The organism is Mesorhizobium sp. 1M-11 (assembly GCF_001303895.1).
In the GTDB taxonomy this organism is placed as follows: domain Bacteria; phylum Pseudomonadota; class Alphaproteobacteria; order Rhizobiales; family Rhizobiaceae; genus Mesorhizobium.
Window position 1 is genome coordinate 63,601 of record NZ_LJSD01000075.1, and the last position, 22,610, is coordinate 86,210.

At 61.1% G+C, this 22,610-nt stretch carries 25 protein-coding genes; 6 read left to right on the top strand and 19 right to left on the bottom strand.

Annotation, left to right across the window (positions count from 1 at the left end; genetic code table 11):
- Positions 1–10: 10 nt before the first annotated feature.
- The 10 genes from AO692_RS29730 to AO692_RS29775 all read right to left on the bottom strand — a co-directional run bounded on the left by AO692_RS29730 (position 11) and on the right by AO692_RS29775 (position 7,466).
- Positions 11–2,266 (bottom strand): diguanylate cyclase, encoded by a 2,256-nt coding sequence (locus tag AO692_RS29730; protein ID WP_244483551.1) that lies wholly within the window; start codon positions 2,264–2,266, stop codon positions 11–13.
- Positions 2,267–2,424: 158 nt separating this feature from the next.
- Positions 2,425–3,063: an NrsF family protein gene (locus AO692_RS29735; RefSeq protein WP_054313651.1), complete on the bottom strand. Its 639-nt coding sequence runs from the start codon at positions 3,061–3,063 to the stop codon at positions 2,425–2,427.
- 1 nt (position 3,064) lies between these two features.
- The gene (locus AO692_RS29740) at positions 3,065–3,601 is read right to left on the bottom strand and encodes a sigma-70 family RNA polymerase sigma factor (protein WP_054313652.1); all 537 of its coding nucleotides are present in this window, start codon (positions 3,599–3,601) and stop codon (positions 3,065–3,067) included.
- A 99-nt stretch (positions 3,602–3,700) separates the two neighbouring features.
- Positions 3,701–4,000, bottom strand: a complete 300-nt coding sequence (locus AO692_RS29745; RefSeq protein WP_054313653.1) for a GNAT family N-acetyltransferase — start codon at positions 3,998–4,000, stop codon at positions 3,701–3,703.
- A gap of 2 nt (positions 4,001–4,002) precedes the next feature.
- The gene (locus tag AO692_RS29750; RefSeq protein ID WP_054313654.1) at positions 4,003–4,626 is read right to left on the bottom strand and encodes an alpha/beta hydrolase; all 624 of its coding nucleotides are present in this window, start codon (positions 4,624–4,626) and stop codon (positions 4,003–4,005) included.
- Between the two features lie 59 nt (positions 4,627–4,685).
- Positions 4,686–5,618 (bottom strand): VOC family protein, encoded by a 933-nt coding sequence (locus AO692_RS29755; protein ID WP_054313655.1) that lies wholly within the window; start codon positions 5,616–5,618, stop codon positions 4,686–4,688.
- 146 nt (positions 5,619–5,764) lie between these two features.
- Positions 5,765–6,262 carry a hypothetical protein gene (locus AO692_RS29760; RefSeq protein ID WP_054313656.1) on the bottom strand — a complete coding sequence of 166 codons (498 nt, stop codon included), beginning with the start codon at positions 6,260–6,262 and terminating at the stop codon, positions 5,765–5,767.
- Between the two features lie 13 nt (positions 6,263–6,275).
- Complete coding sequence (locus tag AO692_RS29765; RefSeq protein WP_054313657.1) at positions 6,276–6,602, bottom strand: DUF883 family protein; 327 nt, start codon at positions 6,600–6,602, stop codon at positions 6,276–6,278.
- A gap of 120 nt (positions 6,603–6,722) precedes the next feature.
- On the bottom strand, positions 6,723–7,271 hold the full coding sequence (locus tag AO692_RS29770; RefSeq protein WP_054313658.1) for an RNA polymerase sigma factor: 549 nt from the start codon (positions 7,269–7,271) through the stop codon (positions 6,723–6,725).
- A 3-nt stretch (positions 7,272–7,274) separates the two neighbouring features.
- Positions 7,275–7,466 (bottom strand): NepR family anti-sigma factor, encoded by a 192-nt coding sequence (locus AO692_RS29775; RefSeq protein ID WP_054313659.1) that lies wholly within the window; start codon positions 7,464–7,466, stop codon positions 7,275–7,277.
- 207 nt (positions 7,467–7,673) lie between these two features.
- On the opposite strand from AO692_RS29775, the gene AO692_RS29780 reads away from it, so the two are divergent.
- From AO692_RS29780 to AO692_RS29790, 5 genes are all read left to right on the top strand, one after another.
- On the top strand, positions 7,674–8,468 hold the full coding sequence (locus AO692_RS29780; protein WP_054313660.1) for a response regulator: 795 nt from the start codon (positions 7,674–7,676) through the stop codon (positions 8,466–8,468).
- A 90-nt stretch (positions 8,469–8,558) separates the two neighbouring features.
- Positions 8,559–8,723: a DUF1328 domain-containing protein gene (locus tag AO692_RS32575; protein ID WP_024922700.1), complete on the top strand. Its 165-nt coding sequence runs from the start codon at positions 8,559–8,561 to the stop codon at positions 8,721–8,723.
- A gap of 40 nt (positions 8,724–8,763) precedes the next feature.
- Positions 8,764–9,843, top strand: coding sequence for a PAS domain-containing sensor histidine kinase (locus tag AO692_RS29785; RefSeq protein ID WP_082407653.1), 1,080 nt, complete (start codon positions 8,764–8,766; stop codon positions 9,841–9,843).
- Between the two features lie 127 nt (positions 9,844–9,970).
- Positions 9,971–10,144, top strand: a complete 174-nt coding sequence (locus tag AO692_RS33255; RefSeq protein ID WP_161808149.1) for a hypothetical protein — start codon at positions 9,971–9,973, stop codon at positions 10,142–10,144.
- 160 nt (positions 10,145–10,304) lie between these two features.
- Complete coding sequence (locus AO692_RS29790; protein ID WP_054313661.1) at positions 10,305–10,553, top strand: YMGG-like glycine zipper-containing protein; 249 nt, start codon at positions 10,305–10,307, stop codon at positions 10,551–10,553.
- Between the two features lie 121 nt (positions 10,554–10,674).
- Here AO692_RS29790 and AO692_RS29795 read toward each other — a convergent pair whose 3' ends face one another.
- The 4 genes from AO692_RS29795 to xylF all read right to left on the bottom strand — a co-directional run bounded on the left by AO692_RS29795 (position 10,675) and on the right by xylF (position 15,821).
- Entirely contained in the window at positions 10,675–12,300 is a 1,626-nt protein-coding gene (locus AO692_RS29795) for a CHASE domain-containing protein (RefSeq protein ID WP_054313662.1), read from the bottom strand.
- A gap of 126 nt (positions 12,301–12,426) precedes the next feature.
- On the bottom strand, positions 12,427–13,215 hold the full coding sequence (locus AO692_RS29800) for an ATP-binding cassette domain-containing protein (protein ID WP_054313940.1): 789 nt from the start codon (positions 13,213–13,215) through the stop codon (positions 12,427–12,429).
- A 13-nt stretch (positions 13,216–13,228) separates the two neighbouring features.
- Entirely contained in the window at positions 13,229–14,545 is a 1,317-nt protein-coding gene (locus AO692_RS29805) for a sugar ABC transporter permease (protein WP_054313663.1), read from the bottom strand.
- A gap of 235 nt (positions 14,546–14,780) precedes the next feature.
- Entirely contained in the window at positions 14,781–15,821 is a 1,041-nt protein-coding gene (gene xylF, locus AO692_RS29810) for a D-xylose ABC transporter substrate-binding protein (protein ID WP_054313941.1), read from the bottom strand.
- Between the two features lie 343 nt (positions 15,822–16,164).
- On the opposite strand from xylF, the gene AO692_RS29815 reads away from it, so the two are divergent.
- Complete coding sequence (locus AO692_RS29815) at positions 16,165–17,400, top strand: ROK family transcriptional regulator (RefSeq protein ID WP_054313664.1); 1,236 nt, start codon at positions 16,165–16,167, stop codon at positions 17,398–17,400.
- Between the two features lie 71 nt (positions 17,401–17,471).
- Here the strand turns inward: AO692_RS29815 and phoB are convergent, their stop codons facing one another.
- The 5 genes from phoB to pstC are packed head-to-tail and all read right to left on the bottom strand — an operon-like array spanning position 17,472 to position 22,535.
- Positions 17,472–18,161 (bottom strand): phosphate regulon transcriptional regulator PhoB, encoded by a 690-nt coding sequence (gene phoB / locus AO692_RS29820; RefSeq protein WP_054313665.1) that lies wholly within the window; start codon positions 18,159–18,161, stop codon positions 17,472–17,474.
- Between the two features lie 18 nt (positions 18,162–18,179).
- Positions 18,180–18,887, bottom strand: coding sequence for a phosphate signaling complex protein PhoU (gene phoU / locus AO692_RS29825; protein WP_054313666.1), 708 nt, complete (start codon positions 18,885–18,887; stop codon positions 18,180–18,182).
- 38 nt (positions 18,888–18,925) lie between these two features.
- Entirely contained in the window at positions 18,926–19,750 is an 825-nt protein-coding gene (gene pstB, locus AO692_RS29830; protein ID WP_054313667.1) for a phosphate ABC transporter ATP-binding protein PstB, read from the bottom strand.
- 14 nt (positions 19,751–19,764) lie between these two features.
- A complete protein-coding gene (gene pstA / locus AO692_RS29835) occupies positions 19,765–21,081 on the bottom strand; it encodes a phosphate ABC transporter permease PstA (protein WP_054313668.1) in 1,317 nt (438 codons plus the stop codon).
- On the bottom strand, positions 21,078–22,535 hold the full coding sequence (gene pstC, locus AO692_RS29840) for a phosphate ABC transporter permease subunit PstC (RefSeq protein WP_054313669.1): 1,458 nt from the start codon (positions 22,533–22,535) through the stop codon (positions 21,078–21,080). Before pstC ends, pstA begins: the two co-directional genes overlap by 4 nt.
- Between the last annotated feature and the right edge of the window lie 75 nt (positions 22,536–22,610).

Here is a 22,610-nt window from a genome sequence, read left to right on the forward strand (position 1 = left end):
CTTCTGAATTTCAGGTCCCCGTCGCTACCCGCGTCATCGGTGTCGCGACACCGGGGGCGGTACCGGGTAAGGCCACGAAAGCGCAATTGCGGCCAGCCGCCTTGGCCGCGTAGCAGGCCGCGTCGGCTCTCGCGATGATCTCGTTCACCTCTCCGGAGTCGGCGGCGATCGACGTGAGGCCAATGCTTGAAGAGACGTGATGCGTCTGCCCGTCCCAGGTGAATTCCAGCGCGCTTACCGCATCCAGGATCGCCAGTACCGCCCTCTCGCCGTCGGCAAGCGAAGGCGACATCAAAACCACCGAAAACTCGTCACCGCCAAACCTGGCCACGATGTCCGACGGCGTAAGCACCGCCTTGATCGTCGAAGCCACCTGGCGCAACAACGCGTCGCCGGCGGCATGACCGCTGGTGTCGTTGACCGGCTTGAAATGATCGAGATCGATAAACATCAGCTGGTAGCGTGATGCGTCCTGTCTGGCCTTGTCGAGCAGATCCTCCACCGTTCGTATGAAGGCGGGACGGTTGGCCAGGCCGGTCAAGGCGTCGTGGGTCGCGGCATAGGCGAGTTGTCGCTGCAGTGTCCGCGCATCGGTGAAATCCTGGAAGACGATGACCGAGCCGCTGAATTCGTTCTGTTCGTTCAGGATCGGCGACACCACCTGGCGGATGCTGAATCGCGTGCCATCGTTCCGCGCCAGAACCGCGCGGCTGTTCTGTTCCGTCCGATCGAGCCTGTTGTCGGCCAGATGCGGTTCGTCGAGCCGCCGCCCGGTTTCCTCGTCAACGGCGCGGTAGACGAAACCGAGTGGCTTGCCCAGAGACGCGATGCTGGTCGCTCCAGTCAGCTTTTCCGCCACGGGGTTCATGAACGTGACGCGGTTTTCAGCGTCGGTGCCGATAACGGCATCGCCGATCGACTGAAGCATCACACGCAACCGCTCCTTCTCGTCGGCAAGAAGCGCTGCCGAAACCATCAACCGCTCCTCGGCCTCCTTCCGCTTCGTGATGTCGGTCATCGATCCGATCGCTCGCGCCACACGCCCATCAGGCTCGCGTTCGATCGCCTTGCCGTGATCCGCCATCCAGATCCAGCGCCCGCTTTTATGACGCATGCGGAACTCGAGTTCGTATTCGAGTGTGCGCCCTTCCATGTGATCGTGATCGGCGGCAACCATACGCGCGACATCGTCGGGGTGCGCGAGTTCAAGCCACAGGTCCGGATCGTTGCCCAGTTCGTGATCCTCGTAGCCGAGCATGTGCTTCCATGTTGCCGAATAGTGAACGGTGTTGTTGCGCATGTCGGCGTCCCAGACGCCTTGCCCGGCGCTGGCCAGTGCAAAGTTCCAGCGTGTCTCGGCATCGGCCAGACGCGCATGGTCCTCGCTGATCTGCTTGATGAACAAGCCAACCAGGAACGGCGTGGAGACGATGATGGCGACCGAAACCTGAAAGCCGTCGCTCAACATCTCGGTCCCGCCATTGAGGCCCGGCATGAAACCACCCATGGCGGCAGCGACGCAAACGGCTCCGACAAATGCGCAAACGAGCGCCAATTCGAGATGGGCCAGCCGTGGCGCGATCACCATGAGGGGCAGCATCGCCAACGCAAACGGAAAGCGGCTTTGGCTGAGCGCCAGATAGGCAAGACCAACGCAGATCACCGTCACCAGCGCGAAACGAAAGAGCGCCTTGGGCTTCAGCAGAGCTGAGACCTCGGACCGTGTCGCATACGTCAAGAATGGCAAAAGCAGCGCGTATCCCAGGGCATTGCCGGACAGAAAAGTCCAGGCCGTCTGGACGATCGGCCAGCCGTAGAGCGCGTAGGTGGCGCCAGCAAAGACAAAGCCGGCAATTGCGTCAGCAACGACTGCGGTGAGGAAAAGAATGAGAGAAAACGTGCGAGCCGACGGCATCGTCTTCACCGGCACTCCGCCGGCGAAACGATCGACGAGCCAGAGCGACAATGCGACGTAGCCCACATTGATGATTACGAACAGAACGCCCATTTGCCAGGACGAGCCAAAGGCAAGATTGGACGCCAATGTGGCGAGTGCAATGGCGGTGTAGTCGATCCAGCCTGCTGCATGCCGACGCCTTGCCAGCATCACAAAGGCAACCGCGGAAGCCAGCCAGAGTGCGGCAACGCCGTCGCCGACCCGCGACAGCTGGATCGAAGCCACTGCCGCTAACCAGAACCCCAAGCCCAGCGCAATCGCCGAAAGATACTTGCCCGGACCACGTCCCTCGTAGTGGTGAAACGTCACAGCGTTATCTACCTAGCTAGGCGCATCCCTTCACCATCACTATGAAGTAACTCATTTAAGCAATGATTGCATAGAGGGCGCGTCCACCATTTAGAGCTGTGACCGGGTAAACGCGCGAAAATCTGTATCTATAAGATTTTACTGTTTTATCTCCGGGTTTACCAGCGCAGGAAAAAGCGTCCCGCCAACGCTCCGATCCCACCCAGCGCAGCGATGGCCAGACCATACCAGGTCGCGACGAACAGCGGGGAATCGTCCGTGCAATGCGCCGCATAGAAGGTGGCAGCCAGACCGCCGGCCAACAGTCCCGCGACCGCCCCCGACAGCGCCGGCCTCGTTGGCGCGGCATGCTTCAGTGCCACAAGGAGAGCCACAAGAGGGACAAGACCGACCGATGGGATGAATGCCAGGCAAACCATCATATTGTTGCCGATGAGACGTCTGCCCCAGTCACTCGACGGCATCACGATCAACTCAAGCACGATCGCCACTGCCATGAGGAGCGGCGCGGCAAGGAGCCAGCGGCCATATCTGCCTGCAGGCGCGCCCGGCATTGCCAGCATCCGCAGCACCATGAAAGCGGTGATTGCCAGGGTGGCCGTGAAGACGAATTTGAACAGGAAGCGGATCGTCTGCGCCGCCTGCATGAAATCAGGACGCATGCCGATGGTCATGAAAAACACCGCGGCAGCAGCGATCACCGCAAGCATCACCGCCATGAGCCACATCCGGCCCTGCGGCAGGGTCGTCGTTTTGGCATCGGCGCCCAGTATCTTGATCAGTTCATCCGTCTTCATCTCAGCCTCGCCCGAAACGCTTGGCGATGGCCGCCAGCCCGCGATGCAACGCCACCCGCACCGCGGTCTCGTTCATGCCGAGCTTTCGCGCCGTCTCTCCGATTGAGTTGCCGTCGACGGAAATCGACGAAACCACTGAACGCTGACCCGGCGGAAGACCATCGAGCGCACGACCTATGTCGCGCTCGCTGACCGTTTCCTGTTCCGGTTCGGCCAGGGTTTCGGCAAAATCGTCCACGGCCACTTCGATGCGCCGGCCACGTCGCCGAAAAGCGTCGATCAGCTTGAAGCGGGCAATGGCGTAGATCCACGGCAGGATCGGCGCATCCTGACGCCAGGTATGCCGCTTGAGATGAATGGCCAGCAAAGTCTCCTGCACGACATCCTCGGGATCGACACCGCCTTGCACGATCTTGCGCCGCGCAAAGCCGCGAACGATCGCTGCGGTTCCGCGCAGGAATTCGGCATAGGCTTTCTCATCGCCTGCGGTGGCAGCCCGCATCAATCGGGCAAGCTCGGCTTCATTCATGCCCGCCACAGGCACTGCTCCCAGATTGTTCGCATCGACACGGCGATTTGTTACGCGCTGGAGATCTCAAATCCACGTCAAAATTCGTTGAATCGGCGGTCGAGGAACTCAGCTGGCCAGAACGTCGGCCCATTCGGCGTGTCGTCGGAACTGTGCTGCGGCAAACGGGCAGAGCGGGATGATTTTCTTTTGTGATGCGCGGGCATCCTCAACCGCTCGCGTCACCAGCCTCAAACCAGCACCTTGTCCGCGAAAAGCGTCCGGAACCTCGGTGTGATCGATGATGATCCTGTGCTCGCCGACTTTGGTGAATGTCATCTCGGCCTCGGCGCCACCGGAGCCGCGCAGCACATAGCGGCCCTTGGAGCCGTGGTCTTCGAGTTCGACCTCGGGCAGTTGGTCGGTCATGGCTAGGCTCCCTTCGCTGGTTCGGCGGACAAGAGCCGCCTCGCCGCTTCGATTTCATTCGGCCGCACCTCATGGCCGCCTTCGTGCCATTCCACTGTGACATCGGCACCTGCGGCACGCAAATAGGCATCAAGCCGGTTGGTCAGATGGGGCGGACAGATAGGGTCACGCCGGCCGGCGGTGATCAACAGACGACGTTTCGCGAGACTGCCCGCAACCTGCGGTTCGAAGGGGATCAGGGGATGCATCAGCACCGCGGCATCAAACAGCGCCGGGTCGGCAAAGACCACGGAAGCGAGCATATTGGCGCCGTTGGAATAGCCCAGTCCCAGTACCGCCGAGGGTTTCAAGGCGCGGATTTGCGCCTGGACGAATTCCGTCATCTTTGCTGTCGCTCGGGCCAGATCGTCCATATCGTAAACGCCTTCGCCGGTGCGGCGAAAGAAGCGCGCGGCGCCGAACTCGGATACGTCGCCGCGCGGCGAAACAATTGTTGCGTCAGGCAAAAGTTCGCGTCCGAGGCCCAGAAACTGCTGCTCGTCGCCTCCAGTACCGTGGAAAACGAACAGGGCCGGGCCGCCGGGCGCGCCTGCCAGAATTTTGTGGATGTAGGAATTCTCCGGCATTACGCCCTCCTTTTCCAGACAGCACTCGCCGCAGTTGGCGGCAAGTGCCCGGATTTCGTTCAACCTTCCAGCGGCTGCAGGTGCTTCTCGAGATAAGGCCGCAGGTGCTGATGCTGCGCGGGCAGCTTCAATGCTTCGCCAAGATGGGCGGTATCCTCGTCCCGGTTGAAACCGGGCTCATTGGTCGAGACCTCGAACAGCACACCGCCTGGCGTGCGGAAGTAGATCGCCCAGAAATAGTCACGGTCGATCACCGGCGTCACCTGATAACCCGTGTCGACCAGCGCCTTGCGCACCTCGAGCTGTTTGGCGCGGTCTTCCACCGCGAAGGCAACGTGATGCACGGAGCCGGCGCCAAGTCCGGCGAAGGCAGCAGTGGGCAGGGTTTCGATATCGATGACCTCGGCACCGTTACCGTCCTTCAGCGCCATTCGAAGCATGCTGCCGGAACGGTCGACTTCTTCATAGCCCATGAATTTCAGCAATTCCTCGGTAGCGCCGCCGTCCTTCAGGCGCAGCGACACGGAGTGGAAGCCACGGATCGCTTCATCGCCTGGAACACCACCCTTCAACCACGGAGCGCGAATGTCGTTTTTATCCTCGACCAAAGCAAAGCCATCGCCGTCCGGTCCGGAAAATTTCAACCGCTTTTGGCCAAATCGTTCCTCTGGCGCGGCAAGGGTGATGCCTTGTTCCGCGAAGCGCTGTTGCCAGTAAGGCAGAGTGCCTTCAGGAACAGAGAAGACAGTGGTGCCGACTTCGCCAACCCCCTGCCGGGCCGCGCCGATGTTCGGAAACGGGAAATAGGTCATTACCGAACCCGGCGTACCGAACTCGTCGGCATAATAGAGATGGTAGACGTCCGGCGCATCGAAATTGACGGTCTGCTTGACCCTGCGCAGGCCAAGCTTGTGCGTGAAGAAGTCGTTGTTCTGGCGTGCATCCGCAGCCATCGAAGTGACGTGATGCAAGCCTTTGATCTGGGTGAGCATGATTTTTGCCCTTTCTCTCCGGCGCGGCCCCTCGGCCGCTGTCAACGCCAATATGAGCGTGCAGCCGGTTCCGGCAAAGACACCGAAGACAGAATGGACTGTGCTGTGATTGTGAACGATGAAACGCCCATCGTTCACTTAACTGCTCAAGACTGGCCTGAACCGCCCTGACTGGGATCCCCCGTGCTTTCGTCGGTATCGTCCGGCTTGGATTCGGAGGGGAAGTTTTCCCGGTAGGCGGCATAGGCAAGAAGCGCTGCAAGTGGTCCTAGAAGAGTTGCGAGCCCCTCCTTGCTGCGCAGGAGCTCCGGCAACGCGGCAATCCCCGCGGCGATAGCAAACGCCGTCAGGTCGTTTTTGCGGCGTTCGGCACGTCGACGCGCGCGCCGTTTCGCACTCAGGCGGTAGGCCAGGAACACCACACCGGCCAGCACCAGGAACCCTGCCCCGAAGCCCAACGCCGCGTTGATGGGACCAAATCGGTCGGCAGCCCAGAGATAGGCTGCCAGCAGCAGAAAACTCACCCCCATCAACGCGGCGATGAGAGCCAGCCCACAGGCGATCGCCGCGCCACGAATATGCTTGACGATGGTGCCAGCCTCACCGGCAACGAGGCTGATGAAAAGGGAAGCCAGCGGTTTCACGTGCCGCCGGAATTCAACGCCGCGACAGGAGCGCGAAAAGGAAACCGACACCAGCGGCCACAGCCAGAGCCGTCATCGGTTTTTCACGGACTGTGGCAGAGAGCTGATCTTCGATGTCATGGGCGTTGCCGCGCAGTTTTTCCATGGCTGCCTCACCCCGTTCACGCAGGTGTTCGGCACCTTGGGCCGCGGCACGGCGGGCCGCACCAAATCCGTGCTCGCCGGTTTCGGCCAGTTGCTGGGTCAGCTTCGCGATATCGGCCTGCAGTTGCCGGATATCGGCCTCTAGATCCGCAGTGGACTTGGCGGTTCCGCTGATCTTGTCCGTGGTTCTGGCCATGCTGAACTCCCTGCATTTTGCCGTGCCCACACGCCCGGCACCATCTCAACCCGCTCGGAAAGGGCCGGTTCCATTGAAAATGGTTTTGACAATTCAGTCCAGCCGCAAAGGCAGCAGCCTTCAACGAACCGATGACCCTGTCACCTGGGCCGAGATCGCATCGGGTCCGAAATCTTCATCGCCGGAGATCTGAAGGATTTCCTGAAGCCGGGTACGGGCCCGGCTGACGCGGCTCTTGATGGTACCTACCGCGCAACCGCAGATTTCCGCCGCTTCCTCATAAGAGAAGCCGGAAGCGCCGATCAGGATGATGGCTTCGCGCTGGTCCTCGGGCAATTGCTCCAGCGCAGCACGAAAATCCTTGAGATCAAGTTGCCCGTGCTGGGATGGATGGATGGCCAGCCGTGCCGTCATGATGCCGTCGCTGTCCTGGATCTCGCGGCCACGCTTGCGCATCTGCGAATAGAATTCGTTGCGTAGGATGGTGAAAAGCCAGGCCTTGAGGTTGGTGCCCAGCTGAAAACTGTCCTGCTTGTCCCAGGCCTTGACCAGGGTCTCCTGGACAAGGTCGTCGGCGCGGTCGGCATTCTGGGTCAATGACACGGCAAAAGCGCGCAGGCTTGGGATGGCGCCGAGCAGGTCGGTCCGGAAGCCCTCGGATGCGGACATGCGTCAGTCCTTCTTGCGCCCTGGTTCGACCTGCTCCAGTTGCGCCAGCAACTGAGCAAACCGATCCGGAACTTCGTCCGACACGAGTTCGTCGTAATATTGCTTGAGCTTGCGGCCGATTTCGGAATTCGCGCCGAGCGCATCGGCAGAACCGGCCTGGCGCGTACCGGCGCCAGTCTTGGTGGTGTCCTTCATTCGCCTTTTGTCCAGTCCCCCGAGCTGTTTTCGGCTTGGTCCAGCAAGCAATCTCTATCCGTTCGCTTGGTTGGCTCGTAACGTCTCCCCTGGACAATGGTTCCGCCATGGTGGAACTTTTTCATGGCGAGAACGTTCGTTGTCCCGGGTATATATATACTTCTAGCTGCTACATCGCAGAGACGCCATCCGAGGGAGCCGTTTGTTATGGGTTTGTCCGCCACTATCGCGCCGCATCTTCCTTATTTGCGCAGGTTTGCGCGGGCCGTCTCCGGCTCTCAGCATAGCGGCGATGCCATGGTGGCGACGATGCTCGAGGCGATCATCGCAGACACGTCGATCTTTCCCGAAAGTTCCTCCGATCGCATCGCGCTCTACAAGATCTTCGCAAAACTGTTCACGTCGGTTGCAATCCGCGTCCCTAAAGGTGAAGAGCCGACGGGCTGGGAAGAACGGGCGGCAGCCAATCTTGACGCTCTTGCACCGTTGCCGCGCCAAGCCTTCCTGCTGGTCGCCGTCGAAGGTTTCAGCGAGGTTGAGGGAGCCGAAGTCCTCGGTATCGGCGAAGATCGCTTCACCGATCTTCTCGTCGAGGCGAGCAAGGAGATTTCCCGTCAGGTCGCGACCGACATCCTCATCATCGAGGACGAGCCGCTGATTGCCATGGATATCGAGGAGATGGTGGAAAGCCTCGGCCATCGCGTTGTCGGCATCGCCCGCACACAGGCGGAAGCCGTGGCACTTTTTGCCAAGGCTCGGCCAAAAATGGTGCTGGCCGACATTCAACTTGCCGACGGCAGCTCCGGCATCGATGCCGTCAACGACATCTTGAGAACGGCATCCGTGCCGGTCATCTTCATCACGGCCTTCCCCGAGCGTCTGCTGACTGGTGAAAGGCCGGAACCGACCTTCCTCGTTACGAAGCCGTTCAACCCTGACATGGTCAAGGCGTTGATCAGCCAGGCGCTGTTCTTTGATCGACAGGCCAAGGCTGCGGCTTGACGAAGACGGCTCCGATCGTGTTTTTCGCAGCAGAGCGGAACAAACAAGGGCGGCAGCACGTTCTGCCGCATCTAACAAAGGAGTCGGTTCATGCTGTACTGGGCGCTGGTTTTTCTGGTCGTGGCGATCGTGGCCGGCGCGCTTGGATTCGGAGGCATAGCTGGAGCATCCGCAGGTCTGGCCAAGATTCTCTTCTTCATCTTCCTGGCTTTCCTCGTGATTTCTCTGCTCGCCGGCATCTTCAAACGGGCATGAACGGCACCGCAGCCAACGCCGTGGAAAAGCAGGGCGCGCTATGAGCCTGCCGGCCAACGAGAACATCCAGGTGGTTGCAGAGGCCGCGACCACAGCACGTGTCGACAAGGTCGAGCGACTCGACCAGGTCGAGCGACGACTCGACCAGGATGACCTGCCCCCGGGTTGCGATGCGCAGATCCGGCGGGCCTTCAATATCGCCCTCAGACATACCGGCATCTATGTAGCCTACCACGATCGGACGCTGGCCAAGGTCTGGACGCGGAACATCCTCGCCCCATTGGTACCGAAGAAAAAAGGCGGCGGCCTGCCTCCGGCTCAGTTGGAGAGGATCGAAGCCGCCCAGCGCCATGTGCTGGAAACTGGAGAATCCGGGCGCATCGAGATCAGCATGCCGCATGAAGATGGGGTACGCTGGTTCGACATCTGGCTGGACGCGGACCTGGACGACGCGGGCGTCATCCAGGGCATCGTGTCTACCTGGATCGAAGTGACCGAGCAGAAGCGCCGCGAGCAGACGCTGAAGACGCTGTTGCGAGAGGTCAGTCACCGCTCCAAGAACCTGCTGGCCATTATCCAGGGTATCGCCAGCCAGACCGGCCGCTATTCAAGCGATATCGGCGACTTCTTGACCCGCTTCAGGGGTAGGCTGCAATCGCTCTCCTCCTCGCAGGATCTGGTGACCTCTTCCAATTGGCGCGGCGCCCGCCTTCGCGAACTGATCGAAGGCCAGATGGAGCGCTATGGCGCCGATCCCTCGCGAAGCCTGCGTTTCGAAGGTGTAGACCCATTCCTCAACCCCAACGCGGCACTCCACATTGGTCTTGCCGTGCACGAACTCGTCGTCAATTCGATGAGCTATGGCGCTCTGTCGCAATCGGACGCTGTCGTCGACGTTACGGCCGGGCTCGCGGATCTCGATGCGAACCCGCCCGCCTTGTGGCTGCGCTGGAACGAACGTTTCCCTTCCTGCAGCAGTCCCGACCAGAAGCGTTTCGGTTCGGTGGCACTGGAGCGGGTAGTCCCCGCCGCGCTCGATGGCATGGCCACATTCGAGATTGCTGACGACCGGGTCGAGTATCATCTGGTCGTGCCGGCGGGCAACTTCGCCGCGGATTGATCCGGACGAGCCTTAACCCGATATTCACCATGATTTGCGATACTTTGCCGGCGTTTTGGGGCCGGCGGTTTTGGGGCCGGCGTTTTGGATCGGGTCCGACGCCCGGACAAGGTGGGGGATAGGTGCGGTGACCAGCGACATGCAGGGCTTGGAGCGCGCCGCGCGCCTTTCGCTGGGCAACTTCGACGATCAGCCGGCCATCCCGGATACAAAACACCGAAACCTGGGACCAGGTCCCGTCGTGTTCGCCATCGTCGGCGGCATGGTGCTGATCGTGGCTCTCATTTCGCTCGCGGGATAAACCCCACGTCGGGGCGGCTTGGTCGTTTGCCTCGAAAAAACCACCTTGCAAGCCAAGCGATTGAGGGGGCAGACAAAATCCATCCACCCATGCTAAAGAACCGCTTGGAAGTGGACGCCGCGCTGCAATGCGAGGGACTTCAAGCGAGAGGAGTGAATTGATGCGTAAGACTATTTTGGCACTGGCGGGCGTGCTTGCCCTCAGCGCTTGTACCACCACCGAACAGGACGTTTCCGTCGGCACCGGAGTTGGCGCGCTGATCGGCGGCGCTGTCGGCGGCTGGAAGGGCGCAGCCATCGGCGCGGCCGTCGGCGCCGGCTCGGGCCTGCTGGTCCGCAACCTGCGCAATGGCTACTGCCAGTATCGCGATCCAGACAGTGGCCGGATCTATACCCGCCGCTGCAACTGATCTGCGCGGTATTAGAGCGCCGCGCACCCGTTTGAGGCGCCAAAGGACGCTCTGACACCTGAAATCCACGAAAAAGGCCGGCTTGCCGGCCTTTTTTGCGTCTCGTCCCAGCGACCGTATCTCAGCTCGAATAAGGAAGCCGGATCCTCACCCGCAATCCATCATCGCGGAATTCGCGTTCTATCGTGCCACGCAGCTCGCGCGTGATGTTCATGTCGATCAAGCGCGTACCAAAGCCGGTCTTGGCCGGCGGTTCCAGCTTCGTCTTGCCGGTTTCCGTCCAGTTGAACGCCAATGTCCGTTCACGCCCTTTGCCTTCGACCGTCCAATCCACTTTGAGTGCCCCAACTGAATTGCCGGCCTCGCCATATTTTAGGGCGTTGGTCGCCAGTTCATGGAAGGTAAGCCCGAGCGCCTGGGTCATGGTTTCATCGAGCATGATCTGCGGGCCGGAGAGCAGACCATTCGGCAGTTCTTTCCCGAAGACCTGGCTGAGCTCGACGCGCAGCAAGTCGCCGAGATCGGCCTGTTGACGCCGCGAACGCGTCAGCATGTCCTGCGATGCAGCCATCGACTGAAGCCTTGCCGAAAAGGAGTTCGTAAATTCCTTGAGGTCAGCAGAATGCGCAGCCGTCTGACGGGATATCGCCAGAACACGGGCGATGGAATTCTTGATCCGATGCCGCATCTCCTGAAGCATCAAATCCTTCTCCAGCAGGCTCTTCTCGGTCGTTTCGTGCAATTGTGCGGCCGCATCGAAAGCCCGCTCCTGGTAACGGGCGATCATCGCGATGGTGCCTGCCAGCAGCAATCCGAACAGGCCGAGCACGACCGGCACGAAGGGCGAAGAGGGCTCGGTGAAGGCAGCGGTCGGCCGCAGCACGATGGCCCAGGGTCGACCCGCAACCTCGATCATGCGAATGCTCTTGAGACCAAACCCATGCACCGGCGGCTCGTCCGAACGGAACAACAGATTGTTCGGGTCGATCGACTGATCATAGGCCTCGATATTGACGGGCAGTTGTGGAGCTTTGCCGAGGATCACATCGAACAAGTCGCGCGCGCGAAAAATCGCGTAGAGGAACCCCTTCGTGGATGCCACGGGGTCCTGATTCTGCGCCGCGTCCCGTGAACCAAGCCTGGCGAAGATCACAAACCCCGTGACCATCGATTCGGCCTGATCTTTCCAGCTGGACAGGGGATCGAGCATACGCCGGCCACTCGTATGCAAGCCGTTGTCGGCCATCGTCTGTTCCATGGCCTTTCGCGACACGGGATCGGCCGCAACATCGAAACCGAGATAGCGCCTGCTTTCCTTTTCCGCCGGCTCAAGCAACATCACAGGTGCCTGCCAGGGAACACCGGCAATCGATGAAATCGTCCGGTCGACACCGTAGTTACGCCGTATTTCCTCTTCCGCTGCAGCTTCCTCGCCCGGTCTGACCAGTTTGAGATAGCCTAGGCCAAGCAACCCGGCGAGATTCCCGTCGACGTCGAGCGTCTTGTAGAAATTCTCGAATTCGGCGCGGGAGACATCGCCTGACCGGGCGCCGAAGAATGCTTCGGTCGCCCGCAGCAGCGACATATGCAGGTCGAGCCTGCTTTCCACGCGATTGACGGCGTCGTCGGCTGCGGCCTCGAACTTGATTCGGGCCGCGTCGCGCGAGGCAAAATAAGCGAAGCCGGCCAGGACAAGGCTGGCCATGGCGACGGCAACGAAAGCAATCGTCGGGAAAAACTTTTTCAAAATCAGCCGCTAGCCCGCAAGAGCCCCCGGTGGTCCTTTTAGACTACGGAAAACCAAACCGAAAGCGGTATGCTTTGTTAGCCTGGTGACGACAAGCGCACGGGCCGGCATTGCTGACAAATGGTGCTAGGCGGCTTCCTTGAGTGCCCCTGGTCCAGGTATGGCGCCAGGCGGGCATTTGCCCAGAATGATCATGCCCAGCACCTCGTCCTTTGTGACGTCCTGGGTTCGGGCCGTGCCGACAACCTGTCCGTTCTTCATCACGCAGACGCGGTCGGCCAGGTCAAAGACGTCATGGATATCGTGGCTGATCAGGAAGATACCGAGCCCATCCGTCTTGAGCTGCCTGACAAGCTCGCCCACCTGAGCCGTTTCCTGCGGGCCCAGGGCGGCGGTCGGCTCGTCCATGATCAGGATACGCGCGTTGAACAGGATGGCGCGGGCAATCGCCACCGACTGGCGCTGGCCGCCGGACAGTTTGACGACCGGATCCTTGAAGCGCTGGAAGCGCGGATTGAGGCGCCCCATCACCTTGCGCGCCTCTGCTTCCATGGCCGCATCGTCGAGCGTGCCATATTTCGTCATCACCTCCCGGCCCAGGAAAAGGTTGGCGGCGGCATCGACATTATCGGCTAAAGCGAGCGTCTGATAGATCGTCTCGATGCCGTATTTCTTGGCGTCGCGCGGATTGGAAATCGCCGCCTCTTCGCCGTTGATGAAGATCTGGCCGGAATCGCGCTTGTAGGCGCCGGAGAGGATCTTGATGAAGGTCGACTTGCCGGCACCGTTATGACCGAGCAAGGCTACCACTTCGCCCGGATAGAGATCGCAGGATGCACCGTCCACGGCGCGAATGCCACCGAAGGCGATCGATATGTCCTTCATCTCGACGAGCGGAATGCGGTTCTGTTCCATGGTCATGCCCCTTCTAGACGCGCTTGCGGTACATGGTGTCGAGCCAGACGGCGACGACCAGGACCAGCCCCACGACGATGTTCTGCAACGGCGTTTCGAGGCGAAGCAGAACCATTCCAGACTGCAGCGACTGCATCAGCAAGGCGCCCAGCATCGCGCCGATGATCGTGCCGGAGCCACCAGCGAGCGAAGTGCCACCAATGACGGCCGCCGCGATCACCAGCAACTCGTCCAGCGTGCCGAGTGAATTGGTCGAAGCGTTGAGACGAGCCGACGAGACGGCGGCTGCAACCGCAGCCAGCACACCCATGATCATGAACACCTTCATGGTGACCCAGCGCGTGTTGATGCCGGCGAGATTGGCCGCTTCGGGATTGCCGCCGATGGCGAAGACGTAACGACCAAAACGCGTGCGGTTGGTGACGAAGGTCATGACAAGCCCGACCGCAACCGCCATCAACACGGGGATGGCCATGCCGTGAGCGATGAAAAGGCCGCCTTCGGGAACCGTGATGTTGTTGGCTTCGGCGTATCTGTTCACCACCCCGACAGGCCACGGATAAGAATTGGCGATCGTCACAGCACCGAGGATGATCGCGCAGGAGACGATACCCAGGAAAACTTCCGCCCAGACCGGGCGCAAGGGAAATTTGAAGCGCTTGCGCTGCACGCGGCCATTGAGCAGCATCGCGACCACGCCGGCGCACGCCGCAAGACCCAGTATCCAGCTCCAGGTGGACCCAATCGAACCGGCGGGACCGCCGCCCATCAGCTGAAAAGTGGCGTCCATCGGTGCGACCGTGCGACCGCTGGTGATCCACCAGGCAGCGCCGCGCCAGATCAGCAGGCCGCCAAGCGTGACGATGAAGGCCGGCACCTCCAGATAGGCGATGATGAAGCCCTGTAGCGCGCCGATTGCCAGGCCGACGACGATGCCGGTGGCCAGCGCGATGACCCACAGCCATGGATTGCCGAGTTGCATGCCCATGACCCGGATCAGGAATTCGGCCTGGGCCACGCCCATGACCATGCCGACGACACCTTCGACAGACCCGACCGACAGGTCGATGTTTCGCATGACGATGACCAGCACCATGCCGGTCGCCATGATGGCGACGGACGAGGTTTGCACCGACAGGTTCCACAGATTGCGGGGGGTCAGGAAAAGACCGCCAGACCACAGATCCAGTCCCACCCAGATGATCACCAGGGCAGCGACCATTCCGAGCATGCGGATATCGAGTTCGGTCGCCTTGAGGAAGCGTCCGATGGTTGTCAGTTCGGCTGCGCGGGCACGATCGACCGGCGCATTCGAGGTCGTATCCGTCATGATATTCCTCCCACGAGCAATTCCAGCAAAGGTGCGCAGCGGTTTTGCGTTCGCAATTGCGTAAAAACAAAGAGTTAGAGCGTTCCATGTTTCCGAGAAGAGCGGAAACGCTCTAACCATGCGCCGCTTTCGGCCATGGCGTGCCACTCTACCGGGACTTGCCGGTCCCAGAGACAGGAACCGTTGCCAAGACCACGGCACTTGTGCCGTGGTCTCCTGCGTGCCGCAGACGTGCTTAGTCGCAGGCCTTGACGGAACCGGCCTTCACACCCTGGCAGACGACGTCCTTGGAAACCCAGCCGGCGTCGATGACGACGTTGAGATTGTCCTTGGTGATCGCGACCGGTGTCAGGAACACCGACTTGACGCTGTTGCCACCTGGGGTGGTGAAGTCGGTGACGTTGGCGATGTCAGCCATCTTCTTGCCATCGGCGAGCTGGGCCGCGATTTCAGCGGCATTCTTGCCGAGGTCGCGGGCATCTTTGAACACCGAGACGGTCTGCGTGCCGAGCGCGATGCGGTTCAGCGCGGCATGATCGCCATCCTGGCCGGAAACCGGAACCGAACCGGCCAGTCCCTGTGCGGCCAGAGCCGCAATGGCACCACCGGCAGTGCCGTCATTGGCGGCCACCACTGCATCGACCTTGTTGTCGTTGGCGGTCAGGAACTGCTCCATGTTCTTCTGGGCATTCGCCGGCAGCCAGCCATCCGTATAGGCTTCGCCGACATTCTTGATCTTGCCGGCATCGATCGCCGCCTTCAGCACTTCCATCGCGCCCGAAAACAGGAAATCGGCGTTCGGGTCGGTGCTGGAGCCCTTGATGAAGACGTAGTTGCCTTCCGGCTTCGCATCGAACACACCCTTCGCCTGCAGGCGGCCAACCTCCTTGTTGTCGAAGGTCAGGTAGAAGACGTCCTTGTTTTCGATGAGGCGATCATAGGCGATGACCGGGATGCCTTCGTCCACGGCCTTCTGCACAGCAGGACCAATGGCTGAAGTGTCCTGCGCAAGGATGACGAGCGCATTGGCGCCTTGCGAGATCAGGCTTTCAACGTCGGTGAGCTGTTTGCCGGGATTCGATTGCGCATCGGCGGAAATGTACTTGTCGCCCGCCGCTTCGATCGCTTTCTTCATAGCGGCTTCGTCGGTCTTCCAGCGCTCTTCCTGGAAGTTGGACCAGGACACGCCGATCACCTTGTCCTTCGCTTCGGCGACAGCCGAAAGCGCAAGTGTCATCGCGGCACCCGCCAGAATGGCGGCCGTGAATTTCCTCATGTTTTCCTCCCCGCGCCCAAGGGCGCGCTTGTGTGCGTTGGCCATTGGAGAAGCTTTTTTTCGAGCTTCGAAAAAATAATCGCGCAGGTACGGCTTTCTGTCAACGGGTTTCAGGATGTCCGCATTATTTTTTTTCGAAGCACGAAATAATAGTGACTGAAGCGGTATGTTCTGCCACTATCTGTGGAGGAGCGCGCTGTCGTAACACGGAAAACGAAACAGGGTTTTGCATTCGTTCCCGCGTCGACCTATGCACAAAGGATGCGCTTTCAGAATACCCATAACGGACCGGGCGCAACGACTTCGGCGCGCGCGGCCGGACGGGGGGAGGAACGGCAAGGACATGACTGTCGGGATTCGTCACGACGATTTGCGCCGCAGAAACCGCGCAATGGTGCTTGCCGCGGTGCGTCGTTCCGGACAACCTTCCCGCACCGAAATCACCGCCATCACCGGCCTCAGCCATTCGACCATTTCCGCGATTTCGTCCGATCTCATCGCTGAAGGCATTCTGCGCGAGGGCCGCAGCGAACCGACGGCATCGAAACGAGGCCGCCCCCAGGTGGGATTGCAGCTCGACCCGAGCGCGGCAGCTGTCCTGACGGTCGTTCTGTCGCTTAATCTTTTGACGGCCGCAGCCATCGACTATGCCGGCAAGGTCCTCGCCGAGGAAACCTGTCGTCTGGATACGCTGTCGCTGCCGCGGGAAGCATTGATCACTGAATGCGTCGAAATGGTCAGGCGGCGACTTGGCGACAGGAGCCTGGCCGAACATCGGGTGCTGCGCATCGCCTTCGCCGTTCAGGGCACGGCCGACTCGCACGCGCGCACCATGCTTTGGACGCCGATCACGCCGCATGGCGATATCCCTTTCGCCGATATCCTGGAAAAAGCCTTCGGCATTCCCGTCATCGTCGAGAATGACTGCAACATGATGGCGGTCGCCTTGCGCTGGCGCGGCACGGACCGTTACCGCGACGACTTCATCGCCGTTCTGCTCTCGCACGGCATCGGCATGGGTATCGTGCTCAATGGCGAATTGTTCATCGGCACCCAATCGTCCGGCGGTGAATTCGGACACATGATCCACCGGCCGAAGGGCGCGTTGTGTCGTTGCGGTCGTCACGGTTGCGTCGAAGCCTATGCCGGCAATTACGCAATCTGGCGCAATGCCCACGGCCTCGATGAAAACACCGAACCAGCCGCCGACATTCCGGATGACGAGATGCTGTCCTTGGCCGAAAAGGCTCGCGCCGGCGCCGGTCCGGAACGAGACGCCTATGAGCAGGCCGGATCGGCCCTTGGTTACAGCCTCGGCTCGCTTTTTTCTGTCATCGACCCTGCGCCGGTGACTTTCGTCGGGATCGGAGCGACAGCCTTCGACCTGATCGAACCGGCACTGCGGCGCGCCATTGCCGAGACTGCCGGCGGCCAGCATTCCGAGTCGATTGTCTTCGCAACCGAACCCAAGGAACAGATCCTGATCCGCGAAGGCTGCGCCATGCGCGCGCTGACCTTCATCGATCAGGAGATCTTCGCGCTGGGCAGTCCGGCGGCATTGGCGCTTCAGGAGAGCTGAGCGCCGCTCCGTCTTTCTTGGAGCATGATCTTTTCCGAAAACCGGTTCCCACTTTTCGGGATCATGCTCTATCAATCCTCGCGGATGGCGTAACCCGAACCGCGGATCGTGCGGATGACGTCCGGCATGCGGCCGTTGTTGACCGCCTTGCGCAGACGGCCGACATGCACGTCCACGGTGCGTTCATCGATATAGATCGTCTCGCCCCAGACATTGTCGAGCAACTGGCTGCGCGAGAAGACCCGACCCGGGTGGCGCATCATGAATTCCAGGAGCCGGAACTCCGTCGGCCCGAGCCGGATCTCGCTCTTCTTGCGGTAGACCCGGTGCGACTCGCGGTCGAGCACGATATCGCCGACCTTGAGCACGGAGGACAACACTTCAGGCTTCGCACGGCGCAGCAGCGCCTTCACGCGAGCCATGAACTCCGGCATCGAGAATGGTTTGACCAGATAGTCGTCCGCGCCGGTGGAAAGGCCGCGCACCCGATCGCTTTCCTCACCGCGCGCCGTCAGCATGATGACCGGCAGACGCTCGGTCTCCGGCCGCATCCTGAGCCGCCGGCACAGTTCGATGCCGGATACCGCCGGCACCATCCAGTCGAGCACCAGAAGGTCCGGAACATTCTCCTGAAGCCTGATCTCGGCTTCGTCACCCCTGGCGACCACTTCGACCTGGTAGCCCTCGGATTCCAGATTGTAACGGAGAAGGACGCCCAACGGCTCCTCATCCTCTACCACCATGACGCGCGGCGCGATCATCTTGCCGTCCGTCCCTGATCAGGCCGCCGGAGCGGCAGCAGCCGTCTCGTCGAGCTTCGGCCGATTGGGCGGCAATTGTTCGCCCGTCAGCACGTAGAAAGCGTTTTCGGCGATGTTGGTGACATGGTCGCCGATGCGTTCGAGGTTTTTGGCGCAGAACAGAAGATGCGTGCAGGCCGTGATGTTGCGCGGGTCCTCCATCATATAGGTGAGAAGCTCCCGGAAGACGGACGTGTATTTCACATCGACGCGCTCATCGTCGGCCCTGAGCTGGGCGAGGCCCTCTGCATCCCCTGCCGCATACTTTTCGACGACGCCATCGACCTGGCCGAGCACCAGTTGCGCCATGGAATCGATCGAATGTGAGAGATCGCGCGGCGTAGCGCCTTGCCCGACCGCGCCGACACGCTTGGCGATGTTCTTGGCCAGATCGCCGATACGTTCCAGGTCTCCGGCCATGCGGATGGCACCGACCACGGCGCGCAGGTCCTGCGCCATTGGCTGGCGCTTGGCAATCAGCGTGATGGCCCGGTTGTCCAGCTCGCGCTGGCGCGCATCCATGATCGCGTCGTCGGATACGACGCGTTGGGCAAGTCCGTTATCGGACTTGAGCAGCGCCTTGGTCGAGCTCGCGACCATCGAAGAAGCAAGCTCCCCCATGTCGCTGATGAGCCTGCTGACCTGTCCGAGCTCTTCGTCGAACGAAGCGACGGTATGTTCGCCCATAGTTGTGTCCTCGCTTTTCCTCGGCAGCCGTCGCTCACTCAGCCGAAGCGGCCGGTGATGTAGTCTTGCGTGCGCTTGTCGTCGGGATTGGTGAACATCTTGTCGGTGGCACCTTCCTCGACCAGGTAGCCGAGATGGAACATCGCCGTGCGCTGCGAAACGCGGGCGGCCTGCTGCATCGAATGGGTCACGATGACGATCGTATAGTTCTGCCGCAGTTCATCGATCAGTTCCTCGACCTTGGCAGTGGCGATCGGATCGAGTGCCGAGCATGGCTCGTCCATCAGAATGACTTCGGGCGACACCGCGATCGCGCGTGCAATGCATAGGCGCTGCTGCTGGCCACCAGAAAGGCCGGTGCCCGGCTCGCCGAGACGGTCCTTCACTTCATTCCAGATCGCGGCCTTCTGCAGGCTGGACTCCACGATGCGATCCATGTCGGCCTTGTTCCTGGCCAGGCCATGGATACGCGGACCGTAGGCGACGTTCTCATAGATCGATTTGGGGAACGGGTTGGGTTTCTGGAACACCATGCCGACGCGGGCGCGCAACTCCACCACGTCGATCTTCGGATCGTAGATGTCCTCGCTGTCCAACGTGATCTGGCCGCCGACCTTGGCGGAATCGATCGTATCGTTCATGCGGTTGAGACAGCGCAGAAAAGTCGATTTTCCGCAGCCGGAGGGGCCGATCAGCGCCGTCACCTGGTTCTGGCGAATGTCGAGATTAACGTCGAACAGCGCCTGTTTCTCGCCGTAGTGCACGGTCACCTTGTCGCCGCGCATCTTGATGACTTCGTTCGTCTGGGCGCTCATCTGGCTGCTCACTGCCTGTTCGAGGGTCTTTTCCGTCATGATATTCATATCAGGCTCCCTTTCTACCAGCGCCGTTCGAAGCGGCGCCTGAGCACGATCGCTGTGATGTTCATGGCCATCAGAAAGACCAGAAGGATGATGATTGCGCCGGACATGCGTTCCACGAACGCGCGTTCGGCCTCGTTCGCCCACATGTAGATCTGCACCGGAAGCGCCGTCGCGGGATCGAAGGGGGTCGCCGGATAGTTGGCAACGAAAGCCACCATGCCGATCAAAAGCAGCGGCGCCGTTTCACCGAGTGCGCGCGCCAGGCCGATGATCGTCCCTGTCAGGATGCCGGGTGCAGCCAGCGGCAGGATGTGCTGGAACACCATCTGCATCTTCGAGGCACCCAGACCGAGCGCGGCCGAGCGGATCGAGGGTGGCACGGCGGCGAGCGCGGCACGTGTGGCGATGATGATGGTCGGCAGCGTCATCAGCGTCAGCACCAGACCACCGACGAATGAAGCCGAACGCGGCATGCCGAGGAAATTGACGAAGACGGCAAGCCCGAGCAGGCCGAAGACGATCGAGGGCACCGCTGCCAGATTGTTGATGTTGACCTCGATCAGGTCGGTGAAGCGGCTCTTCTTGGCGAATTCCTCGAGGTAGATCGAGGCTGCGACACCGATCGGCAGTGCAAGCAGCAGCACGATCACCATCATGTAGAACGAACCGATGATGGCGACACCGAGACCCGAGGTTTCAGGCCGGCTGGAAGCGCCGAAAGTGAACAGGCCGGTGTTGAAATGCTCGGCCATCGCGCCATCGGCCTTGAGCTTGTTCATCCACTCGACCTGCTGGTCGGAGACCTTGCGACGCTCTTCCGGAACCGTGAGGTCGATCTGGCCCTTGAACGCGGAATCGAGATTGGCGCCAGCAAGGATGTTAACATTGCGGGTGGTGCCGATCACGGCCGGATCGGAAACAACAACATCGCGCAACTGCACACGGGATCCATCGGACAGGAAGCCCTTCAGCCTCGTCATCATCGGCTTGTTCTTCGGATCGATACCAAGCTTCTCGGCCAGCGCCTTTTGCGCCAGGGCCGGGTAGTTGGCGGTGACCAGAACGCTCGGATCCGTCGCCCGCTTGTTGTCCGGATCGATCACCTTCTCTTCGAAATTGATCGGCAACGACACCGTCGTCTGCCAGAAGGAGGTGTACCCCTTGGTCAGGATCGACAGAAGCATGACGACCAGGAAGGCCAGGCCGACCAGGATCGCCAGCACACCATAGAGGCGGAAACGGCGTTCTGCTGCGTAGCGGCGCTTGAGGCCGATGTCGCGGCGCGCGGGAGGCGTGGCGGTGGCGACCGTATCCAGGGTGACGTCGGTCATTCGTACTGCTCCCGGTATTTGCGCACGATATAGAGGGCGACGATGTTCATCACCAGCGTCAGCACGAACAGCGTGATGCCGAGCGCGAAGGCGACAAGCGTCTGCGGCGAGTTGAACTCGAGATCGCCGGTCAGCTGATTGACGATCTTGACGGTGATGGTGGTCATTGCTTCGAACGGGTTGAGCGTGAGGTTGGCGGCAACACCGGCGGCCAGCACGACGATCATGGTTTCGCCGATGGCGCGCGAGGCGGTGAGCAGGATGGCGCCCACGATGCCAGGCAAGGCCGCGGGCAGGATCACACGCTTGATCGTCTCCGACCGCGTCGCACCAAGGCCAAGCGAGCCGTCACGCATGGCGCGCGGCACCGCCGTGATGATGTCGTCGGACAACGAAGACACCACCGGGATCAACATCACGCCCATCACCAGGCCGGCGGTCAGGATCGACTGTGCCTGGATGAAGGAAGCTCCACCGGCAAGAGCCGCGCTGAGATCGCGCAGGAAAGGTCCAAGCGTGACGAGTGCGAAGATGCCGTAGACGATGGTTGGGATGCCGGCCAGCAGTTCGAGTGCCGGCTTCACCGTGGCACGCACTCTCGGCGCGGCATATTCGGCCATATAGACCGCCGACATCAGGCCGATCGGCACCGCGACAAGCAGCGCGACGAAAGCGATGTAGAGCGTACCGGCAAGCAGCGGGATCAGGCCGAACTGGCCTTCGGAAGCGCCGGCGCCAGCCGCGGCGAAACGTGGATCCCAAACGGTACCGAAGAAGAACTGCATCGGCGGCACGCGGTTGAAGAAGTTCAACGTCTGGAACAGCATCGACAGCACGATGCCGATCGTCGTCAGGATGGCGATGGTCGAGGCGCCGAGCAGCCCCCAAAGCATCAGTCTTTCGACGTTGTTGCGGGCACGGGCGCGGAGCTGCACCTGCGAAATTCCGTAGAAGGCGCCGGCCATTGCCAGGCCTATCGTGCCGATGGCGCCGATCAACCCAAGCCTGTCGGAGGCCTGGTTGGCCTCAGCGGCGATCGGGATCATGTAGTCCTGCGTGTCGGTTGCGAGCGCCACGCCCTTGGCGGCGAGAAGCGGCTGCAGTTCAGCGAAGGTTGCCGGCAATGCCGCCAGTTGCTGTGCATCGAGCTTGCGCAGGCCGTTGGCTAGGCTCTTGGTCAGGCTGACCGCCAGCGGTTCGCTGGCCACGCCGGTCTCGGCCGGCATCTGCGCATGCAAATGGCTGTTGAGATAGACGGAGGAGCCGATGCTCCACAGAGCCAGGAAAAGGACCGCCGGCAGAACACCCAGGAGGAACGCCCACCAGCCATGATAGTGAGCACGTGAATGCGGCTTGACCTTGCCGTCGTCCTGCGCTGCCGCGCGCTGTCTTGCGATGACGAAGGCGACTATGCCGATGACAACTACGATTGCCAGCACGAGCATGGATGACATGGGGCGGCCTCTGAAAGCTCACGAAAGCTGCCGACCGCTAGCCGACAGCGGCGACCGGGGCGCAGGTCGAACCTG